This window comes from Neopusillimonas maritima (genome assembly GCF_003576595.1).
In the GTDB taxonomy this organism is placed as follows: Bacteria; Pseudomonadota; Gammaproteobacteria; order Burkholderiales; family Burkholderiaceae_B; genus Neopusillimonas; species Neopusillimonas maritima.
Window position 1 is genome coordinate 602,602 of record NZ_NQOU01000002.1, and the last position, 21,380, is coordinate 623,981.

The window sequence follows — 21,380 nt, forward strand, 5'->3', positions numbered from 1 at the left end:
TGAATACACCGTTGAACGCGCCGGCGACCTTTCAGGTACCGACGTCATTGGCTGGAGCCTATTGCCCGGCAACACGAACCCCGTCGACATTCACGATTTTGGCGGTACGTGGCCCAACGGTTCGCTTACGTTCAACCCAGGCCAAAGTACGCAGACCATTCGAATCCCCATTACGCCAGACTCGACACTGGAAGCCGATGAAAGCTTCATTATCCAGTTAGGCAGCCCCAACCCCGGTGCCACGATCGAAACAGGCCAGGCCGGCGGAGTGATCCTGAACGACGATCACACGTTCTCGGTTACGGTCGACACCGCCAGCGTCGCCGAAGGCGCGGCGGGTCAATCATCCGAGATTCGTTTTCTTGTGAGCCGCACCGGCGACACCACAGGCGCCGGCCAGGTTTCCTGGCGGATCGTCACAACCAGCGGCGATACGGTCAGCGGCGCCGATTTCGCGGGCGGCGTGTTGCCCAGCGGCATATTGAATTTCACTGCCGGCCAAACCGAACAGTTTGTCACCCTTGATATTGCGGGCGACTACGCAATGGAACAGGACGAAAACCTGCGTATCGAGCTGTACGACCCGGCCACAGGCTCATCAGTGGCCAATGGCACGGCCGAGGCCACCATTGTGAATGACGATGTCGGCCTGGCGATTATGACCACTTCCAGTCATCTGGCCGAACAAGACAGCGGCACCGTCATTCATCGCTTCACCGTGACCCGCAGCGGTGTGCTGAGCCAAACCACCACTGTCGACTGGGCCATTAGCGGCGACGTCGACGCCGCTGATTTTGGCGGCATACTTCCTTCCGGAACATTGACCTTCGCGCCGGGCGTTGAAACACAAGTGATTGAAATTGCGGTCTCGGGCGATACCCAGATCGAGACAACAGAAGCTTTCACGGTCACCTTGTCCAATGCCAGCAACCACGGCGACATCACCACAAACAGTGCACAGGCAAGCATTATTGCCGATGACATCAGCTTTGCGATTGCCGCCGAACAGACCGAGTTGGCCGAAGGCGCCGATGGCACGCAAGTACTGCGATTCACCATTACCCGCAGCGGCGATACAACCACCCCGGCAATCATCCACTGGGAAGCGTCCGGTCTGCAGGCCAGCGATTTTATCGATGCAACCGCATTCAACGGTGACCTCCAGTTCGATGCCAATGAGCTGACCAAAACGCTTGAGTTCACGCTCAAGGCAGACGCACAGGTGGAAAGCAACGAAACACTCACGGTCACGATTACCAATCCAGGCAACAACCCGGCGCAAGACAGCACGTACATTGAACAGGCATCCGCCGGCACGCTCGTTCGCAACGACGATACCGGCCTGGCGCTCAATGCCGGACCGGTTCAGAACAGCGAAGGTCAGGAAAACACAACCACCGAATTCACGTTCACGATTACGCGCACCGGCGTGCTGGGAGCCAGCACCATCGATTGGAAAGTGATGCTGCCTGAAACGGGCAGCCCGGCCAGTCTGGCCGACTTTGCCAGTGATCAGGACATCCTGAACAACAACGATGGCTTTCCTTCAGGCCAGGTGACCTTCATTGAAGGGCAGGAAACGGCCAATATCGCCGTCCGGATACAGGGCGATCGAAGCATCGAACTGGATGAAGCCTTCCAGGTTGTACTGGTTAACCCGCCTGCCAATACCGAGCTCATCAACGGCACGGCACAAGGCATTATTACCAACGATGACCTGGGCTTTTCTATTGCCGCAGTGTCAACCAGCCAGGCGGAAGGCCAGGCTGGCACGACGGCATTTACATTTACGGTCACGCGCGCCGGCAATCTTGACGCCGTCGCGTTTGTCGATTGGTCTATCCCACTTTCGGGTAACCTGAGCACGGCCGATTTTTCAGCCCTTGGCGACACCCTGACGTTTGCACCGCAAGAGGCCAGCAAAACACTGACGATTTACGTCAATGGCGACCTCGATGTCGAAAACGATGAGACCTTCTCGGTTGAAATCTCGAACGCCCGATTGGAAAACAACACCGCACTGGACATTATCGACGCAACCGCCAGTGCCACCATACTGAACGACGACCAGCAATTCCAGGTTTCATCGCCGGAATCCATTATCGAGGGCAATTCCGGTACCAAAACCTTAACCTTCACCATTACCCGCACCGGCAATACATCTGCTGAAGCCAGTGTCGCCTATGCGGTCAGCGCAACCGCGGGAATCAACGCCAGCGACACATTGAACGGATTACCCTCCGGGACCTTGATGTTCGAGGCAGGCCAAACCGAGAAAACGGTTACGGTCACGATCGTTGGCGACACCATCGCGGAAGACAACGAAGGCCTGACACTGACGCTGGACAACCCCAGCGCCGGCACCATCAGCCCCTCGCAGGGCCAGGCAACCACTGTCATCACCAACGATGATACCTATTACAGCCTTAGTGCGCCGGTCGCGGCGTATGAAGGAAGCAGCGGTGAATACACCGATTACGTGTTCACCATAACACGCACTGGCGTCGACACCAACGGCTCTGTGCAATGGAAGCTGACCAATCCCAGCGGCAACCTGAGCACCTCGGATTTCGATACCAGCGATCAACTGGGCAGCAATAACAATTTCCCCAGCGGCACCGTCAACTTCACCGCAAACGGACCCGACACGCAAACCTTCACGGTACGCGTCAAAGGCGACGTTAGTCTGGAAGGCGATGAGCCATTCGAGATTGTTCTCTCGAACCCCAGCGGCGGGTTGGTCAACCCCGAGGCAGCCAGCGCGACCACCACCATTCTGAATGATGACGCCGTGTTCAGCATCAGCGCCGACACCGTCACCGCTTGGGAAAGCAACGATGGCGGGCAAACCACCGTTACCTTTACCGTTACACGAAACGGCGCCCTGCACAACGACCAGACGGTTGATTGGTCGCTGCAGAACCACCCGTCATTCAGCGCACTTGACCTGGTCGACGGCCAGCCCACCAGTGGTACGCTCAGCTTTACCAACGGGCAAACCACGCAAACCATCACGATACAAGTCAAAGGCGACAACCAGGTAGAAGACGACGCCGTACTCACCGTTTCGCTTGCCAGCCCGTCGGCCAATAGCGCCATTGCCAGTGGGCAAGGCAGTGCCACGACGACCGTCAACAACGACGATGCCGCCTTCTCGATTGCCGCGCTGTCTGCCGACAAAGCGGAAGGTGACGCCAGCTACACGGCTTTCACGTTTACCGTTACGCGATCCGACTACACCAGCCAGACCAATACGATTAACTGGCGTGTTGACCCCAGTGTCGCCACTTCAGTCTCGGCTGACGATTTTTATTTCAGCCAGCCCAGCGGGGTGAGTTTCGATAACGACGGGTATCCCGGCGGCACCTTGACTTTCGCCAACGGGGTCTCCAGCCAAACCATTACCGTCTATGTGAGGTCCGATAGCAAACTGGAGTCCAACGAAAACCTGAAAATCATGCTGACCAATGCGTCAGCCGGTTCGGAAATCGATACCAGCAGCGCAACCGGTATCGTGCGTAACGACGACGCCCAATACAACATCACCTCGGGCACCTTGTCGCAAGTCGAAGGCGATAGCGGACTCAGTGGCCCCACTTTTACCTATACTGTCACGCGCACCGGCAACACCGACCGCGCATCCACCGTGGAGTGGTATGTTCCGGGTGGTTCCGGCAGCAATCCGGCCAATGCCTATGACTTTGTCGTGGGCAGCACGCGTCAGCTACCTTCGGGCACGTTGTCGTTTGCCGCCGGTGAAACGTCCAAGACCTTTACCGTGCGCGCCTATGGCGATACCGGACTCGATAATTACCAGGGCATTAACCGGGGCAGTGTCGAAGCCAACGAGACTTTTCAGGTTGTCTTGCGCAACCCAAGCAGCGGTAGCGAAGTGGGCAGCAACAGCCAGTTCGAAAGCACCATAACAAACGACGACACGCTGGTGACCATTGAATGGACACAGGCACGGCAGGCGGAAAAAATAGCGGGGGAATCCACCACTTACACCATTACACTGACCCGTTCCGGCGATACCGCCAAAACCTCAACAGTGAATTGGTCTGTTACCGGCTTCTCGCTATACGACTACAACAGTGGGCAATGGGAATACGGCACCGACGCCGCCGACTTTTCCGGCATCACAAGCAACAGCGTGGTTTTTGCCAGTGGCGAAACATCGAAAACCATTACCTTCACCGTGGCCGGCGACAACACCATTGAAGACGACGAATGGTTCCGCGTTGATTTCACAAACGGTGGCGGCATCGATGAGCTTTACACTTCCAACAATGGAAGCAGCAACACTTATTTGTATGGTCAACAGCTCAACAGTCATGACACCAGCACCATTACGCTCATTGGGGAAGTGCAGCGTGATGAGTCCATTTTCAACCTGGATAGCACGCCCGTTACCGGAAACCAGCGTGCAGAGGGTGATACGCCGGCCGACCAGGGCGCGGGTGACTATATTGAACACACTTTCACCATTCATCGCACTATTTCCACTTCAGGCTCGGCCTGGGTGGAATGGAAAGTGCAAACCGCTGCAGGCATTAACTACGCCACCGACCTCGACGATTTTTACCCCGGCCAGGATGCGCTGAACACAAACAGCGGCCTGCCCTCCGGCAGGGTCGAGTTCAACGACGGCGAAACCTCAAAAACCATCACGATTCGCACAGCAACCGACAACCTCGGCGAGTTCAACGAAAGCTTTCGCGTGTATTTGTCGGATGTCAGCCCCGGCAGCAGCATCGACGAGTCCGATGCCGCGTCGGTCGTCGGCACCAACAACTACGTTACCTTAACCAACGACGACACCCGTTTCGATGTGTACAACGAAACTGCAGAGGAAGCGGGTGACTTGGTATTTAGCGTTGAGCGAAGCGGCGATGTACGTGGTATCGACTCTGTTGATTGGGTAATCACGGTTCCCGGTACCGAAACCGGCAACGAAACCAACAATGACACCGGCACTTGGTACAAGCTTGATCCGTCCGACCTGGACATTGACTGGATTCTGGAAAACAATGGCCACATTGCCAACCTGCAATGGAACGCAACGGAACGCACTTTCTCCGGCACGTTCACCTTCACCGACGGGCAAACCAGCCACACCATTACGCTGCGTACCTTAAGCGATACGCTGACTGAGACATGGCGTGAATCGCTTTCCATGTCTTTGAGCAACCCACAGAACCTTGATGACGGCGAAGTTGAGCACGAAGACATTGAAACGCCTACCGTCGGCAGCGGCGGGGCCGTGGGCACCGTATACGACAATGAGCCTGACCCGCTCATTTCCGTTACTTCGGATACCGCACAGTTTTACGAAGGTACCAGTACCAGCAAAACCATCACGTTCACCCTGACCCGAACAGACCTGAATGATCACGATGGCGCACTGAACTACCCCACGACGGTGGTCTGGAAACTGACCGGCACCAATCTCAATGAAGTTTATGGCCTGGTCAACCTCGACGCCGAAGTCTTTTCATATGGCGGCGACGCTACTAATGTCTCGAAACCCAATAATGGCCTGACGTACGGCGAAGTGTCCTTTGCCGCCGGCGAAACCCAGAAAACCGTAACCGTCACATTTACGGGCGACACTGCGGTTGAAACACAGATCAACAACCTGAACTTCAGCGTACTCAGCGCCGCCGAGGCTTACAACGTTGTGGGCAACAGCGATGGTTATGGCCCCGCCAATGCCGACCCTGCAGCAAACAACGTTTCAGTTACCTACAACAACGACGACGTACAGCTCTGGATTAATGGTTTCAACAGCAATCCGCTACCCACGATCGAAGCGTATGAAGGCAAACCATTGTCGTTCTCGATGGTTCGCAATGGGCGGCTGGATCACGACATCACGATCCAATACACGATCGTCAATGTTTCCACCGCCAATGCCGACTTTGCTAGCGGCACAATGACGGGTAGTTTCGTACTGGCCGGCGGGCAAAGCTACTACAACATTTCCCTAAGCGATGTTCTGGCGCAAGACGGTATCGACGCCTCGTCGATCGAGAGCTTCAAGCTGCAACTTAACGCACCCAGCGACGTTACCGGCTCAACTGTGCGGTTCGGCTCCACCGGTTATGTTGCCAGCTCGCAAACACAACTGGAACTCAACGGGCGCATTCTTGAAGCAAGCACAAATTATTCACTGAGCCCCGTCGCAACCAGCCAGAACGAAGGCGACGACGGGCAATATCCCACCTACACCCTAAATGTTTCCCGCAATGGGTACACAGGCGAGACACGGTTGTACTGGCGCATTGAAGGCATTGGTACAGACGCCGCCACGGCCGATGATTTCGGCGGTACTTTCCCAAGTGGTGTTCTACGGTTTGAGCCAGGCGTTACAGCCGGCCAGATCTCCTTCCAGATTGCGGGCGACCGCACGGTGGAAAAAAACGAGAACTTCCGCGTTGTCCTGTACGAGGAGGTTTTAGTCAATGCCGGCATCACCCGAGAGATTGAATACAACAGCACCAACCTGACGATCGTTAACGACGACACCGGGATTCAAATTTATGGTGCTGCCCTGACGGAGTCCGATGCCGACCAAACCATCACATTCACGGTTCAGCGTTCGGGCGTCACGACCGGCCAGTCGACGATGAATTGGATTTTGGTGAACGACAGCACCAGTGCAGCTGATTTTGTTGGACCCACCAGCGGCACGATTACGTTCAATGCCAACGACACCATCAAAACAATCAGCGTTACCCTGAAAGGCGACGTAACGCCGGAGGATATGGAGCGGTTTTACATTAACCTAACCAATATCAGCTCCGACGTAACCGACTTGATTGAAACCTCGGCCACCGGTGTCGTCAAGAACGACGACAGCAGCTTTGCAATTGCAGCGCTCGCCGCCGAAGGCCAGGAAAACGGCGTACATACCTTTGCAATTACCCGCTCGCACGACACGGATCAATACCAGACCGTGCGCTGGACGCTGGTTTTCAATGGCAGCGCCAACGCCGATGACTTTGCTGGACAATTACTAACCGGAACGGTCACATTCGAACCGGGCCAGCTTAGCAAAACCATTACCATCACGCCCAATAATGACAGTCAGGCAGAGCAGAACGAAGATTACACGGTTCAGATCTCGCTGGAAGGCGGCACAAGCGGTGATGTCATTACCACCGATTCGGCACAAGGCCTGATCGTCAACGACGATGCCGGCTACCGGATCAGCGCCAACCAAACAGAAGCGGCCGAAGGCCACGCCGGCTCAACCGCCTTCACCTTCACGGTTACCCGTACCGGCAATATCAGTGCCGGGGGGAGCGTTGACTGGGTCCTGTCGTCAGATGCAGCCAATGCGCTCGATTTCCTGACCGCAGACTCGCTGGGCAATGGCGGGCTGCCAAGCGGCACACTGACATTCGACGCAGGGCAACCGAGCCAGACCATTACCATTCTTGTCGCCGGTGACAACGTCCAGGAAAATGACGAGACCTTTACCGTTACGCTGCGTAACCCCAGCGCGGGCCAGATTGTGGAAAATGAAGGCGCGGCAGACAGCATTATCCTGAATGACGATGCCACCATCTCGATTGCGGCTGCCTCGGCAACCAAGGCCGAAGGCGACAGCAATCAAACTGCCTTTACCTTCACCATTACACGCACCGGGTCATTAAGCGACACGCGCACCGTTGACTGGGCCGTGACCGGCTCAGGCGCCAATGCGGCCAACGAACTCGATTTCGGTGGCGCACTGCCCTCGGGCACGTTAACACTGCCGGCCGGGCAAGACTCCGTGACACTCACGGTATATGTATCGGGAGACCTGCAAGGCGAACCCGACGAAAACTTTACCGTTACCCTGAGCAACCCGTCTGAAGGCACCAGCATAGACAACGCCAGCGCAACCGCAACGATCGAGGCCGACGACATTGTTTTCTCGATTGCCGCCCCCGAAAATGCAAGCGAAGGCGCCGACGGCGACACCACGTATTTTGATTTTGTTGTTACGCGCAGCGGTAACCTTACGGGTGCACAGACTTTGAACTGGGCCATTACCGGCATCGGGGCACACCCCATTGATTCAAACGACTTTGTCGACACCAGCGGCACCGTTTCGTTCGCTGCAGGCGAAACGCAGGCTATCGTGCGCGTTGCGGTTACCGGCGACTACCGGGCTGAAAACGACGAAGGCTTCCGTGTCACGCTGTCAAGCAATGACGATGTTGTTTTCGATACCGCAAGCGCCGATGCCGTCATACTCAATGACGACGTAGCTGTTGCCATTGCCGCGACCGACGCACAACACATTGAAGGACACGACGGCGCTCAGACCGTTTACACCTTCACGGTCACCCGTAGTGGCAACGTCGACCTTCCAGGCACAATCGACTGGTCGGTCGACCTGGCTGCCGGCTCTGTTAATGCCGACGATTTTCTTGACGGCGTCCTGCCCTCAGGAACCCTCAGCTTTGAGGCCGGGCAGCTTAGCCAGACCATCAGCGTTACCGTGATCGGCGATCGCAGCGTTGAAGCAGACGAGACCCTGGTTATCCGTCTGGCCAATCCTTCAGCCGGCACCGACATCGTCACCCCCACGGCAACCGGCACCGTAGTCAGTGACGACATTGAATGGACACTTGCCGCCCTTTCCACACCCACTGAGGGAGATAGCGGTGCCATTGCCTACACGTTCACTGTCTCGCGCACGGGCAGCCTGAGCGCCACCTCGCTGGACTGGCAGGTCACCGGTACAGGCGATGTCCCGGCAGACGTCAGCGACTTCTTCGACGGCGCATTCCCCAATGGCACAATTCATTTCGAACGAGGCGTCAGTTCACAAACCCTGACCGTCTGGGTCGCCGGTGATGCAATACTGGAGAGCGACAAGTCATTCACACTCACGCTAACGCCGCCAGACGATAGCCAGACACATACTTTTGCGAATGACACGCTGGACGTCGTCATCCGCAATGACGACGACGTCATGGCAATCAGCGCAACAAGCAACGAGGGCCCTGAGGGTTCGGGTGACACAGGCACACTGACTTTTACCATTACACGAACAGGCAGCCTGGAAGGCACATCCACCGTAGGGTGGCGGATTGCCCATGGCGACACAACCGATGCCGATTTCGTCCAGTCCGTTGGCACCATCACTTTTGCCGACGGTCAGGCCGAATACATTCTTACGGTGCCTGTTTCCGGTGACCGCAGCGTGGAAATCGATGAGGCCTTTACTGTTGAATTATTCAACCCCGGCGCCGGCAGTACCATCGATCCAGAGTCATCGTCGGCCAATGGCATTATCCGCAACGACGATATCGACCTGACCGTCAATGCCGTTGTGGCCGAGGTCATCGAGGGCGACGGCGACAACGGCGGGCGTCTTCACTATACGGTGACCCGCACAGGCGATCTCAGCGCGGCGACCACGTTCAACTGGGCGGTTCTGGCGGGCTCGGCCCAGGCCGACGACTTCGCAGGGGGTGTACTGCCATCAGGCACGATTACATTCGCTGCCGGAGAAACCAGCAAGGATATCTATATTGATATCAACGGCGATGGCGCTGCCGAGTCGACAGAGCAATTCACCTTGCACCTGTCTGATGTCGACGCCGCCGTCGATATCGTGAACAACAACCTTACCGGCAATATCGGCGACGACGATGACATCCTCACCTTGTCTGCCGTTAACGCGATGGTGGCCGAAGGCGATGAGGGAATCACCCTTTTCACTTTCCGTATCGACCGCAGCGGTACATCGATCGGTGAAGCATCGGTTCAGTGGAATGCCGCGGGCATCGGTACGCACCCCCTTGCCGGCGACGAGTTTTCGGCCACTTCGGGCATCGTTACCTTTGCCGATGGTGAGACATTCAAAACGTTCACCGTTTCGGTTAAAGCCGACGAACTCGGTGAATACGATGAGTCATTCGAAGTCTGGCTCAGTGATGCCAGTTTCGGCTCGACCATCAATACAAGCGTCAACGACGGCAAGGTAGGTGCAACCGTCATTAATGATGACCCCGTATTGTTCATCGCGGCAGACGCCTCGGCAACACTGGAAGGCCAGGCTGGAGACGAAACCGCCTTTACGTTCACAGTGACACGTAGCGGTGACCTCAGCGGAACGTCCAGCGCGCTGTGGCAGGTCGTTCCCTTCGGGGCCATCAGCGCCAACGCGGAAGACTTTGGCGGCTACTATCCCAGCGGCGTTGTTGCATTCGGCGTTGGCGAAACCAGCAAAACCATTACGGTTTACATCACTGGCGATGCCCAGGGCGAGCGCGACGAAACCTTCTCCGTTGTACTGTCGGAGCCGGAAGGCGCATCAATCCTTGAGCCAAGCGCGCACACTGCCATCACCAACGACGATACCGGCCTGGTGGTCTCGGCTGTGGGAGAAGCTGCACGCTACGAAGGCCAGGCCGGAGACCTCGTCACGTTCACCTACCGCATCGAACGACTGGGTGATAGCACGGGGACCGTATCGGTTGACTGGCATGTGGAAGGTACCGGCAGCTACCCGGGCCAGGCCACCGACTTTGCCGGCGGTAATTTCCCAGGCGGGACCGTCACTTTCAATGAAGGTGAAACGTTCAAGGACGTCATCGTGCAGATTGCCGGTGACAACACCTTGGGGCCGGACCAAACCTTCGATGTCGTCCTGTCTTCACCACAAGGCATCGGAATCATCAATGACCGCGCAAGCGGAACCATATTGAACGACGACAGCCAATTTTCGGTTAACGCCCTTGATGCCACATTGAACGAGGGCAATAACGGCAGCACAACCGTCTTCCGGTTCACTGTCACCCGCTCGGGTGAAACTGAATTGGCGGCCAGTATTGATTGGTCGGTATTGGGCACCGGAGCCGAACCCGTTGACGCCGACGATTTCGTGGGCGGTACTTTCCCATCAGGCACGCTGAATTTCGCCGAAGGCGAAACCAGCAAGACGATTGAAATTGAAGTCTACGGCGACGACATCGGTGAAGCCGATGAACAGTTCCTGGTGCAGTTGTCCGGCAACTCGGGCGGCACCAGCATCAATCCGTTGCAAGGCTCGGCCCGCGCGACCGTTCGCGGCGACGATGTTGCCTTGACCATTATCGCACTTGACAGTCAACGTCCTGAAGGACAGCCGGGCGACGCCGAAGCACTGAGCTATCGTATTTTGCGCGCCGGGCCCGACGATCAGGCCATTGTCATTCAATATGCGATTACCGGCGGCGTGAACAGCGACGACTTCGAAACGCCGCTCACCGGAACGGTGACATTGGCTGCAGGTGTTTCCGAGATGGTCTTTACCTTGCCCATTGCCGGCGATACGCTGCGCGAAGGGAATGAGTCTTTCAACATCACCTTTACGCATCCCACCTTGACCGGTGGCAATACCGTCTTGTCGGGCACCATTACCGACGATGACCTGGGTCTGGCCCTGGCCGGGCCGGATAGCGTGGTTGAAGGCAACGAAGGTACAGCGCAAACGCTCAGCTACGACCTCACCCGCAACCCCTCGGCGGAAATCGAAACCTTCTACTGGAAAGTCATTAGCGGCAACGGCCAGGGCATCGACGAAAGCGATCTGGTGGGCGGCTTTGCCTCCGGCATGGTGACATTCGCGGCAAACGCTACGTCGACCAGCTTCAGCTTTGACGTAGACGGTGACGCCTGGGTGGAAGCCAATGAGAGCTTCCGGATTATCATCAGCCGGACTCCCGATCACGCAAACCCCATTCTGAGCAAAACAGGAACCATCGTAAACGACGATAACGCCGATGCGAACGCCAACGTGCTGCAAGGAACGGCCGTCGAAGATACCCTGCAAGGCTTGGGCGGCGATGACTTCCTGTTTGGATACAACGGGTCCGACTCTCTTTCCGGAGGAGCCGGAGACGACCTGCTGGCAGGCGGAAGTGGTGCCGATGTGTTGTCGGGCGGCAGCGGGGCCGATCGCTTCTATTACGATGCGCCCACAGAGGGGATGGACTCCATTCTCGATTTCCAGCCGGGAACAGACCTGTTCACGTTCAATTCCGCCCAGTTCGGTAACCTGGGCACGTTGAGCGTCGTATCGCAAGCATCGACAGGCGACGTCTTCTCGACGTTAACGGCGCTGGCGGGCCAGGCAGACGCCGACCTGTACAAAATCAGTTTCAACCCCGGGCAGTTCCGGTTCGACACCGGCGACAATGGTGAACTCGATGAACTCGAGGCGGCCATTAGCGACGGCGATCATTCCGGCGCGGCCTTCTTCCTGATTTCCGATGGCGATGTGACACGTTTGTATTACGATGCCGACACCGGGTCGGGGGAAGACGGTTCGCAAATGGTGGCGCTGGCCGAAGTGGCCAACCAGTCTGATGCCACCGCTTTACCCGACGATGTCGTTCAGCCTCAAGGTACGTAACAAGCAATGAAAGAGTTTCTAGCGCGTTTTTCGTTGCACAAATCGTTACGTACCGAGTTGCTGGTTTCATCACTGTTAATCAACCTGCTGGGGCTGGCGAGCTCGCTTTACAGCATTCAGGTACTGAACCGCTATCTGGCGCTGGGGGTCGACGCAACCCTGATCAGCCTGACCATTGGCGCCCTCATTGCCGTTGGTTTTGAAATTTTCCTGCGAGGCGCCCGTCTCAAGTTGGCACAATGGCTCTGCATGCAGGCCGACCAACGTTTGTCGGGCGACATTTTCGATGCAACCGCACGGGGCCAGTTTTCCTTGCTGGAACAGCTCCCTGCACCGGCCAGGAGGGAAATCATTGGCGGGCAAACAACGGTACAGCAATGTTTCAGCGCACCGAACCTGGTGACCATGCTCGACGCCCCTTTTGCGTTGGTGTTTTTGTGTGTCTTGTTTCTGATCAGCCCCTTTTTGGCCTTTTTTGCATTACTGCTCATGCTGTTCATTGCCGCCGTTTCGCTGTTGGCCCAACAGAAACTGCGTATGCCGATGCAGGCGCAAAGCAAGGCCAACATTCAATTGGCGGGCCATCAGCAGACCTTGACCGCCGGCGGGGAAATGGTTCGGGTGTTCGGTGTCGCCGAACCGCTCAAACTGAAGTGGCAGGCGCAGATTGAACAATTGGCATTGTTACGCGCCGATACCAATCGACTGCAAAGCGTCATACAGAATGCCAGCTATGCGGGCACGATTCTCATGAGTATCCTGATCATGGGGCTTGGCGCCCGCCAGGTCATGACAGGCAACCTGGACGTCGGCACGCTCATTGGCGCCAACATCCTGGCAAGCCGTGCGCTGGCCGCCATGACCCGGGCACTGGGCCTGAGTGAACAAATCGGCCGGGGCGACAGAGCACTGGAATTACTGCAGCAACTGTGCAGCATCCCCAAAGAACGCAGTGAAGGCATGAAGCTTCAAACGTATCGGGGCGGTGTCACGCTGGAGGACCTGGGCTTTGCCTACAAAGGTCAGCCGGTGCCCACCATGGAACATTTTTTTTGCGACATTCAACCCGGTCAGGTTGTGGTCGTCAGCGGAGCCAATGGCAGCGGGAAAACCACGTTTGCAAGACTGCTGGCGGGACTACTGGAGCCGGCCCGCGGCAGAATCAAAATCGACGGCATGGATTTACGCCAGGCAGATCCGACATGGTGGCGTCAGCAAATCGTTTACCTGCCGCAGGAGCCGCTGTTCTTCGACGGCACGCTAAGAGAGAACCTGACCGTCCTGAAACCGGAAACCACCGATGAGCACCTTCTGGCCCTTTGCCAGGAAACCGCTGTTGCACGATACGTTGAGTCGGGTTCCGAGGGGCTGGACATGAAAATTCGCGGGGGAGGCCATGCCATCCCGGTTGGAATTAAACGACGACTTGCTCTGGTAAGGGCATTGGTCAGCGAGGGCCCATTGGTTATTCTGGACGATCCGTCGGAGGGCGTGGATGCCGAAGGCTGCCAGGCCATCGCCGCGATCTTGAACCGGCTTTCACGTGAAGGACGCACCCTGATCGTGATGAGCAATGAGCGTTTCATTCAATCAGCGGCCGACACACGTATCGACCTGAACAGCAAACCCACCCCGCACATCGTGACGTCTGTCGCCGCCGGAGACGATGCATGAGTGATCCAATTGAAAACCTGAAAAAGCTGCAGGAAAACAATGACGATGCCGCCGCAGTTCACCCGCTTATTGCCCGGCTGGAGCGGCACAAGCTAACGCGTTACTTAATCCGCCTGCTGGTGCCCGATAATCGTCACGACCCGGCCCTTCCCGGCGACGACATCCTGACCAGTCGCCTGAGCATCAGAATCACCGGACTGCTGATGCTGGTTTTGCTTGTATGGTCGATGCTTTTCACCGTCGATATTGCCAGCCACTCCACCGGCGAAGTGATTAATGCCGGGCAAACAAAAATGGTTCAGCACCTGGAGGGAGGCATTGTTCGCAAGATCATGGTGCGTGAAGGCCAGCGAGTCGAAAAGGATCAGCCACTGGTCGAAATCGAGCGTGTTGCCACAGAATCGGAAATGCGCGAACTTGAAGCGGCCATGGGCGCGCTGCGTATTCGCAGCCTACGCATCAACGCCCAGCTAAACAAACAAGACAGCTTTTCCGTACCCGAAGCACTGGCAACGCAGTTTCCAGACCAGGTCTCAATTGCGCAAGCCTTATTCCAGGCTCAACGCAGCCGGCTAAGCTCGTCTTATGAGGAACAGAACCAGAAAATCGAACAAAGACTGGCCGAACAAACAGAACTGGGCAGCCGTCGTGCCAGCACACAAAAGCGCCTGAAACTGCTACAGGAACAAATCGGCATCAGTAACCGCCTGATGAAACAAGGCCTGGCCAATCGCTACGAGCACCTGAATCTGCTGAAAGAAGAGGAACAGGCCCGCGGCTCCCTGCTTGAAATCGAGGCGTCGCAACAGCGTGTCGAGGCTGCCCTTCAACAGGAACGTGCAGCATTGGAGGCCTTGGGCTCGGGCGACACGGAAGGCTTGCAAAATGAACTGGCGGAAATTCAGCGCCAACTGGCCGAACTGCAAGAGCGCCAGCGCAAATTCACAGACAGCCAGGCGCGCTCTGTTGTACGAGCGCCCATCGAAGGCATCGTGCTGACATTGAATATCGTTACTGAGGGAGGTGTCTTGCAGCCCGGGGGCACGTTATTGACCCTGGTGCCCGCCGACGAACCCGTTCTGATCGAGGCACGCCTACCGGTTGGGGATGTGGGCATGGTCCATAGCGAACAACCCGCCCGCATTCAATTGATGTCGATCGTTGCGCGGGGTTACCGGCCGATCGAAGGGCAGGTCGTCGAAATCAGCCCGGACTCTGTCCTGGATGAACAAAAAACGCCTTACTATCGCGTCCGTATCCGGCCCGACACACTGGCGTTTGAACACCGCAATCTGCGCTACCCCTTGCTGCCCGGCGTGCCGGTCAGCGTCGCCATTCTTACCGGCGAGCGATCATTGTTTTCCTATCTGGCCAGCCCGATACTCGACGGCATGCGCATGGCATTCACGGAACCCTAAACCGTTTGTCGAAATTACGAACGACGCAACCGCCAGGCGTGATACTTTTCCAGCAGGCGCAACACGCCTTGCGGCGCATGCGCCTTTTTCCATTCGCCGGCCGCGTATTTGTTCGCCTCGGTCCAGCCGGGGTAGGCATGAATCGTACCCAGAATTTTATTCAGCCCCAGCCCCTGTTTCATGGCCAACACAAACTCGGCCAGTAAATCACCTGCGTGGTCGCCCACAATGGTCACGCCCAGTATCCGATCCTTTCCCGGCACGGTTAACACTTTCACGAACCCGCCCGTTGCACCATCCACAATGGCACGATCCAGTTCCGCCATGGGAAAATGCGTCACTTCGTAGGACACACCTTGCGCGTTGGCATCTTGCTCACTTAAACCCAAACGCGCCACCTCGGGGTCGGTGTAGGTTGTCCAGGGCATGAATCGGTAATCGACCTTGAAGCGCTTAAAATGCCCGAACAACGCGTTCACGGCGGCATACCATGCCTGGTGCGCGGCGGCATGGGTAAACTGAAATGGGCCGGCCACATCGCCGACGGCATAAATATTGGGGTGCAAGGTTTCCAGGTATTCGTTCGTAGCAATCACCCGGTGGGTTTCAATGCCCAGGGCTTCCAAGCCATAGCCTTCCAGTCGGGCCTGGCGGCCCACCGCGCACAACAGCGCATCGAACGGCACAGCTTCTTCGTTGCCGTTGCGCTGCACCACCAGTACTTTTTGTTCGCCCTGCTTTTCACAACGCACGGCTTTGGTGTTCGTCATCAGCAGCACGCCTTCATTCTGCAACGCAGCACCAATGTGTTGCGCCACATCGGTATCTTCGCGCGTCAAAAGCCGTTGGCCCATCTCCACAACGGTAACGGTTGAACCCAAACGGGCAAAGCTTTGTGCCAACTCGCAGCCAATCGGCCCACCGCCTAAAATCACCAACCGCGACGGCGGCGTATCCATTTCGGCAAACGCCGACCACAACGTATCGCTGGTAACGTAACCGGTGTCTTCAATGCCCGGCAGAGGCGGCACAATGGGCCGGGCGCCCGTAGCCAGAATCACCGACCGGGTGGTGAGGGTTTGGGTGCTGCCATCGCGGTATTCAACTTCAACTGTCCAAGGGTCGCGCAGGCGCCCATAGCCCTGTATCACTTCCACACCCAGCCCGGTATAACGCTCGATGCTGTCGTGTGGTGCCACGGCTTGAATGACCTGATGAACCCGCTGCATGACCTTGCGAAACGAGAACTCGGGTGACGCAGGTTCCAACCCGAACTGATCGGCGTGTCGCATTTGATGTGCGACTTTCGCACTTTTGATCAACGCTTTGCTGGGAACACAACCATAGTTCAGGCAATCGCCGCCCATTTCATGGGCCTCAATGAGTGTGACTTTTGCCTTCACGGCTGCCGCGATATAAGCCGAGACCAAGCCACCCGCACCGGCGCCAATAACAATTAGACTCCGGTCATAATGCTTGGGCGGTGTGTACTGGACACGCTGCTTACGCCGCCTTATCCAGGCAAGCATTTTCTTCGTTACCAAAGGAAAGACACCCAGCAACGCAAATGACCCCAACAACGAAGGCGACATAATGTCGCCCAGCGCATTTACTTGCGCCAGTTGCGTGCCTGCATTCACGTACACCAACGTGCCGGCCAGCATCCCCACCTGACTCACCCAATAAAAGGTGCGGGCACGCATAGGCGTTAACCCCATGAGCAAGTTAATAACAAAGAAGGGAAAGACGGGAACCAACCGCAGGGTAAACAGATAAAACGCACCTTCCTTTTCAACCCCTTTGTTCAAGGCCTGTAAGCGCCGGCCAAAACGCTGCTGAACCGCGTCGCGAAGCAAATAACGCGCCACCAGGAAAGCTAACGTGGCCCCGATTGTGCTGGCAAACGAGACCAGCACCACACCCCAGAACAAACCAAATAACGCGCCACCGGCCAGCGTCATGATGACGGCACCAGGCAACGACAATGCGGTGACCACCACGTAAACGGCGAAATAAATGGCTCCGACCAAAACGGGTTGATCGGCACGCCACGCCTCAAACTGCGCCATCCCTGCTTTCAGGTTGCTCAACGTAAGCAGTTGCTGCAGATCGAATGCAAAAAACGCAACAACCAACACCACAAGCAAAAGGGCCAACGAGATCTTTTTCATTTATACGGCCTTTTATGTCCGGAGCGCCGCACGCGCTGCACGTCACTTGTATAACTGGCACACCCTATACCAAAGCAGCTTTTAAAGTGTTTTCTTTTGTTCGTTTCTATAACGCGCCGCCGCAGCTACTTCCCTGGCCCGCCGTACACCCGTAACAATGATCGGCCACACAAATAGCGTTGCCGTTCAAATCGGTTTCAAGCATGTCGCGTAAATGGCGCTGCGCCCCCGGCACAGGCAGCGACAATTGCTGATTGAAATCGCAGTCGTACAAAAAGCCTTGCCAATCCACGCTGACCGTTGAGCGGCACATAACGCTTTCCAGGTTCTGCGCCTGGTAATTATCTTTCAGCAATTGCATGTAATTGCGAAAAGTGCCTTTTGAGATCAACATGGATCCAAATCGTTTAATGGGCATGTTGGCTAATGTGAAGAGGCTGTTAAACACAATACCGAAATGCGCATTCAGTTCGCGCTTGTAGTCGGCTTCCAACGCTTGCTGACTCGGCGGTAGTTGCGGCCCCTGCGGGTTATATACCAGGTTCAGCACCTTGCCACTATCGGGGCGCCCGTAACCCAAAGCATTCAGTTTTTGCAAAGCGGCAATGCTTTTTTCAAACACGCCATCGCCCCGTTGCTTGTCGACATTTTCAAGCGAGTAACAGGGCAGCGAGGCTACGATTTCTACATTATGTTCGGCCAAAAACGCGGCCAAATCTTCCTGCCCGGGCTCGAACAAAATGGTGAGATTACAGCGATCAATCACTTTTACGCCTATGCGTGAAGCCGCACGCACCAGACGCCGAAACTGCGTGTGCAGTTCCGGTGCGCCGCCGGTTAAATCCAGCGTTTTAATACCCCGTGCAGACAGCACCAGTGGAATTAAATCCAGGGTCTGCTCATCCATCATCTCCCAACGGTTCGGCCCTGCGTTCACATGGCAATGTACGCAACTTTGATTGCATTTGTAGCCCAGGTTCACCTGCAGGGTCTCAACGGTTTGCCGTTCAATAGCGGGGAAATCGGTGGCCTTCAATAACGTGATGGTTTCATGCATTGCGCTCTCCGTTACTGCTTTGTTCTTCCTGGGTGGGCACTTCGCCGTCGGCATAGCGACTCGAGGCCTCGCGTAATACTTTCATTTGCCGGCCAAAATTTCGGCGCCCGGAACACATCATGACATGAATCTTCAAATTCATACGATCAGACAATGATAGTTCCCGATCCAATGACTCCGATAGCAATTGGGTCACCCCCCGACAATTCAACATGGCTTTTCACCTTCCAAAAACCAAGTGTTCTCCAAACACTCGCGCATGGTAAATACGCGCGCCTGCTGATCGGGCAGGCCGCGTAAAAAAACCGGGTCGGCTAGGTCGGCTCGGGAGTCTGAGTTCATTGGTTTGGCGTGCGTATGTATTTATTCATTTTGGTTAGTCGACGCTACGCCCCCAATTCTTACAGTCTGGCTAATGCTCAACGCTTTCCGGCTCATACACCGTGACACGGTCGCGGCCTGCAGATTTCGACTCGTAGGCGGCCTGATCTGCCTGTCGCATGAGCAAGTCGCCGTCCTGTGGACGATCAGGCTCAAAATAGGCAACGCCCAAACTACCACTTACGCAGGCCTGACCCTGCGCCAAAACAATCGGCTCACGCACAGCATCAAGGATGCGATCAAAAATCGATTCGTCTTCGGAGTGGCAAATAACCAGCGCGTACTCGTCGCCCCCCAGGCGCGCGACGGTATCCCCACTCTTAACCACCCTCTCAAGCCGGCGGGCGACCTCAATCAGCACCTTATCGCCCGCTTCATGCCCATACCTGTCATTGACAGGCTTGAAATGATCCAGATCCATCATGCACACGGCAACCCGCTCACCTTGAGCGCGCGCGCTATCGAGGGCATGTTTCAGACATTCCGCAAAAAGGCGCCGGTTCGGAATCCCTGTCAGCGAATCGAAATGCGCCATTTCACTTAACTCTTTCTCGTATTTCTTGCGCTCGGAAATATCACTAAAGACCGTGACATGATGTGCAACGGTATTCTTTTCGTCATACACCTCGACCTCCGACAACTCTACCGGAAAAAAACCACCGGCATCGCGTTTTGCCCATAGCTCACCCCGCCAGCGCCCCTCTCGCTCAAGGCCTGCCATCATCGCATTCGACGGCGTCGCAGCATCGGGCTTCTCAACAAAAACTGATTCACTGAATGCACCTCTCACATCGTCGAGTTCATAACCGGTTAATTCGACAAAAGCACGGTTCACGTCAATAAAACGATGTCGCCGGTCGGTGATGCAAATGCCTTCGCGGCTCGCGTCATACACGCTGGCAGCCAATCGCAACTGGTCGCGTGCCCTTTTTAACTCGGTGATATCAGTTAAATAACCGTGCCACAAAATCGCGCCATCCGGCTGCAACTTGGGCGTTGCTGTACCCTCCACCCATCGTTCGCCGTAAGACGGATGCAAAACCCGATAGGCATGGCGCCAGGTCGCCAAAGTGCGTGCCGACTGTTGAATCGATGTACTGACCCCTTGCACGTCGTCTCGATGGATGCGCTGAAAGACCGCCGAGGCATCTTCCAGTAATTCATCAGCCGAAAAACCATAAATATCGCGGATACCATCACTGGCAAACGGGAATGAGCTGTTGCCTTCAGTGTCTAGACGATATTGATATAAGCCCCCGGGAACATTCGCCGACAACTCCCGAAAACGCGTCAACCAGGCGTCGCGCTCGGCCTGGGCACGCCTTCTGGCGGTAATATCAAGATGCGTACCAAACATCCATTCAGGCTTGCCGTCGGGTGTTCGGGTGGCCAGGCGCCCACGGTCGTGAACCCAAACCCAGTAACCGTCTTTGTGCCACATACGCGCTTCAAAGTCGTAATGCGAATGTTCATCGGCAACATGTTGTTTCAAAAGTTTTTCCGATACATTCACGTCGTCGGGATGAACGAGCCTTAACCAGGTTTGAATCGAAATCGGTTCGAGTTCCGCCAGTTGATACCCGACAATCTGCGCCCAACGCTCATTCAAACGCAGCTCACCTGTTTGAAGATTCCATTCCCAGGTACCGGCCTGGGTGCCGTCAATAATGCTTTCCAACCGTCGCTGGCTATCACGACTTTGCCTGCGAACTCGTCGTTCACGACGGTAAATCAACATCAACACGAAAGCCAGGCCAATCGTTGCCACCATTAACACCGCCAATATGGCAAGCATGAGTGTGTACTTTTGCCAAATATCGAGCCAGCCAAAAGATGTGACGTTCCGGGGTGAAACCACGCTGATTGCAGCATTCGCAATGTCGACATGGTCCCCTCCGGACTCAACAATGTTAATTGCGTCCAGCGGGACGACATGGCCACCTTGAGGAGCAACAAGCGTAGCCAATACGCCAGAGAGTTGGTCTTGCGTGCGCAAATTTATATAATGAGGCGGATCAGGCATCCAGTTCAACGCTGGCATCGGCTTTGGCTGATAGGCAAACATTCCCGGAAGCAGTTCTGTGCGTGTCGCGTTTTGTATTTGCGCTGATGCAAGATTAAAAATTGAACTGCCGAACACCCATACAAGTGCCAGTACCATTAGCGGCGTTACCGCCGCTTTTACTTTTGCCGCCGTACAGCATAGTGAAGAGCTACCTGAGCGGAAACGCATGAGTTGAATTATTGCCTGTTAATTTTTTGCTTAATATACCGCAACT

At 56.0% G+C, this 21,380-nt stretch carries 7 protein-coding genes; 3 read left to right on the plus strand and 4 right to left on the minus strand.

From position 1 onward, the window contains the following. Positions 1–61 precede the first annotated feature (61 nt). Genes CJO09_RS07910 through CJO09_RS07920 form a run of 3 tightly spaced genes read left to right on the plus strand, consistent with a single transcriptional unit; the run spans position 62 to position 15,492 of the window. Positions 62–12,400 carry a Calx-beta domain-containing protein gene (locus tag CJO09_RS07910; protein WP_391523665.1) on the plus strand — a complete coding sequence of 4,113 codons (12,339 nt, stop codon included), beginning with the start codon at positions 62–64 and terminating at the stop codon, positions 12,398–12,400. 6 nt (positions 12,401–12,406) lie between these two features. Continuing rightward, positions 12,407–14,074, plus strand: a complete 1,668-nt coding sequence (locus CJO09_RS07915) for an ATP-binding cassette domain-containing protein (RefSeq protein ID WP_119441866.1) — start codon at positions 12,407–12,409, stop codon at positions 14,072–14,074. After that, on the plus strand, positions 14,071–15,492 hold the full coding sequence (locus CJO09_RS07920; protein ID WP_119441867.1) for an HlyD family type I secretion periplasmic adaptor subunit: 1,422 nt from the start codon (positions 14,071–14,073) through the stop codon (positions 15,490–15,492). The genes CJO09_RS07915 and CJO09_RS07920 overlap by 4 nt, the downstream gene beginning before the upstream one ends. Positions 15,493–15,506: 14 nt before the next feature. On the opposite strand, the gene CJO09_RS07925 is transcribed toward CJO09_RS07920, so the two are convergent. The 4 genes from CJO09_RS07925 to CJO09_RS07940 all read right to left on the minus strand — a co-directional run bounded on the left by CJO09_RS07925 (position 15,507) and on the right by CJO09_RS07940 (position 21,334). Next, positions 15,507–17,663: an FAD-dependent oxidoreductase gene (locus tag CJO09_RS07925; RefSeq protein ID WP_119441868.1), complete on the minus strand. Its 2,157-nt coding sequence runs from the start codon at positions 17,661–17,663 to the stop codon at positions 15,507–15,509. A gap of 106 nt (positions 17,664–17,769) precedes the next feature. Beyond that, a complete protein-coding gene (gene arsS, locus CJO09_RS07930; protein WP_119441869.1) occupies positions 17,770–18,720 on the minus strand; it encodes an arsenosugar biosynthesis radical SAM (seleno)protein ArsS in 951 nt (316 codons plus the stop codon). Continuing rightward, positions 18,713–18,934 carry a zf-HC2 domain-containing protein gene (locus CJO09_RS07935; protein WP_119441870.1) on the minus strand — a complete coding sequence of 74 codons (222 nt, stop codon included), beginning with the start codon at positions 18,932–18,934 and terminating at the stop codon, positions 18,713–18,715. Before CJO09_RS07935 ends, arsS begins: the two co-directional genes overlap by 8 nt. Positions 18,935–19,132: 198 nt before the next feature. Further along, positions 19,133–21,334, minus strand: a complete 2,202-nt coding sequence (locus CJO09_RS07940) for a sensor domain-containing protein (RefSeq protein ID WP_119441871.1) — start codon at positions 21,332–21,334, stop codon at positions 19,133–19,135. Positions 21,335–21,380 lie beyond the last annotated feature (46 nt).

Excerpts from the sequence above, each read along its gene's own strand:
- CJO09_RS07915 (WP_119441866.1), top strand. The coding sequence starts at position 12,407 with ATGAAAGAGTTTCTAGCGCGTTTTTCGTTGCACAAATCGTTACGTACC.
- CJO09_RS07920 (WP_119441867.1), top strand. The coding sequence starts at position 14,071 with ATGAGTGATCCAATTGAAAACCTGAAAAAGCTGCAGGAAAACAATGAC.
- CJO09_RS07925 (WP_119441868.1), bottom strand. The coding sequence starts at position 17,663 with ATGAAAAAGATCTCGTTGGCCCTTTTGCTTGTGGTGTTGGTTGTTGCG.
- arsS (WP_119441869.1), bottom strand. The coding sequence starts at position 18,720 with ATGCATGAAACCATCACGTTATTGAAGGCCACCGATTTCCCCGCTATT.
- CJO09_RS07935 (WP_119441870.1), bottom strand. The coding sequence starts at position 18,934 with ATGTTGAATTGTCGGGGGGTGACCCAATTGCTATCGGAGTCATTGGAT.
- CJO09_RS07940 (WP_119441871.1), bottom strand. The coding sequence starts at position 21,334 with ATGCGTTTCCGCTCAGGTAGCTCTTCACTATGCTGTACGGCGGCAAAA.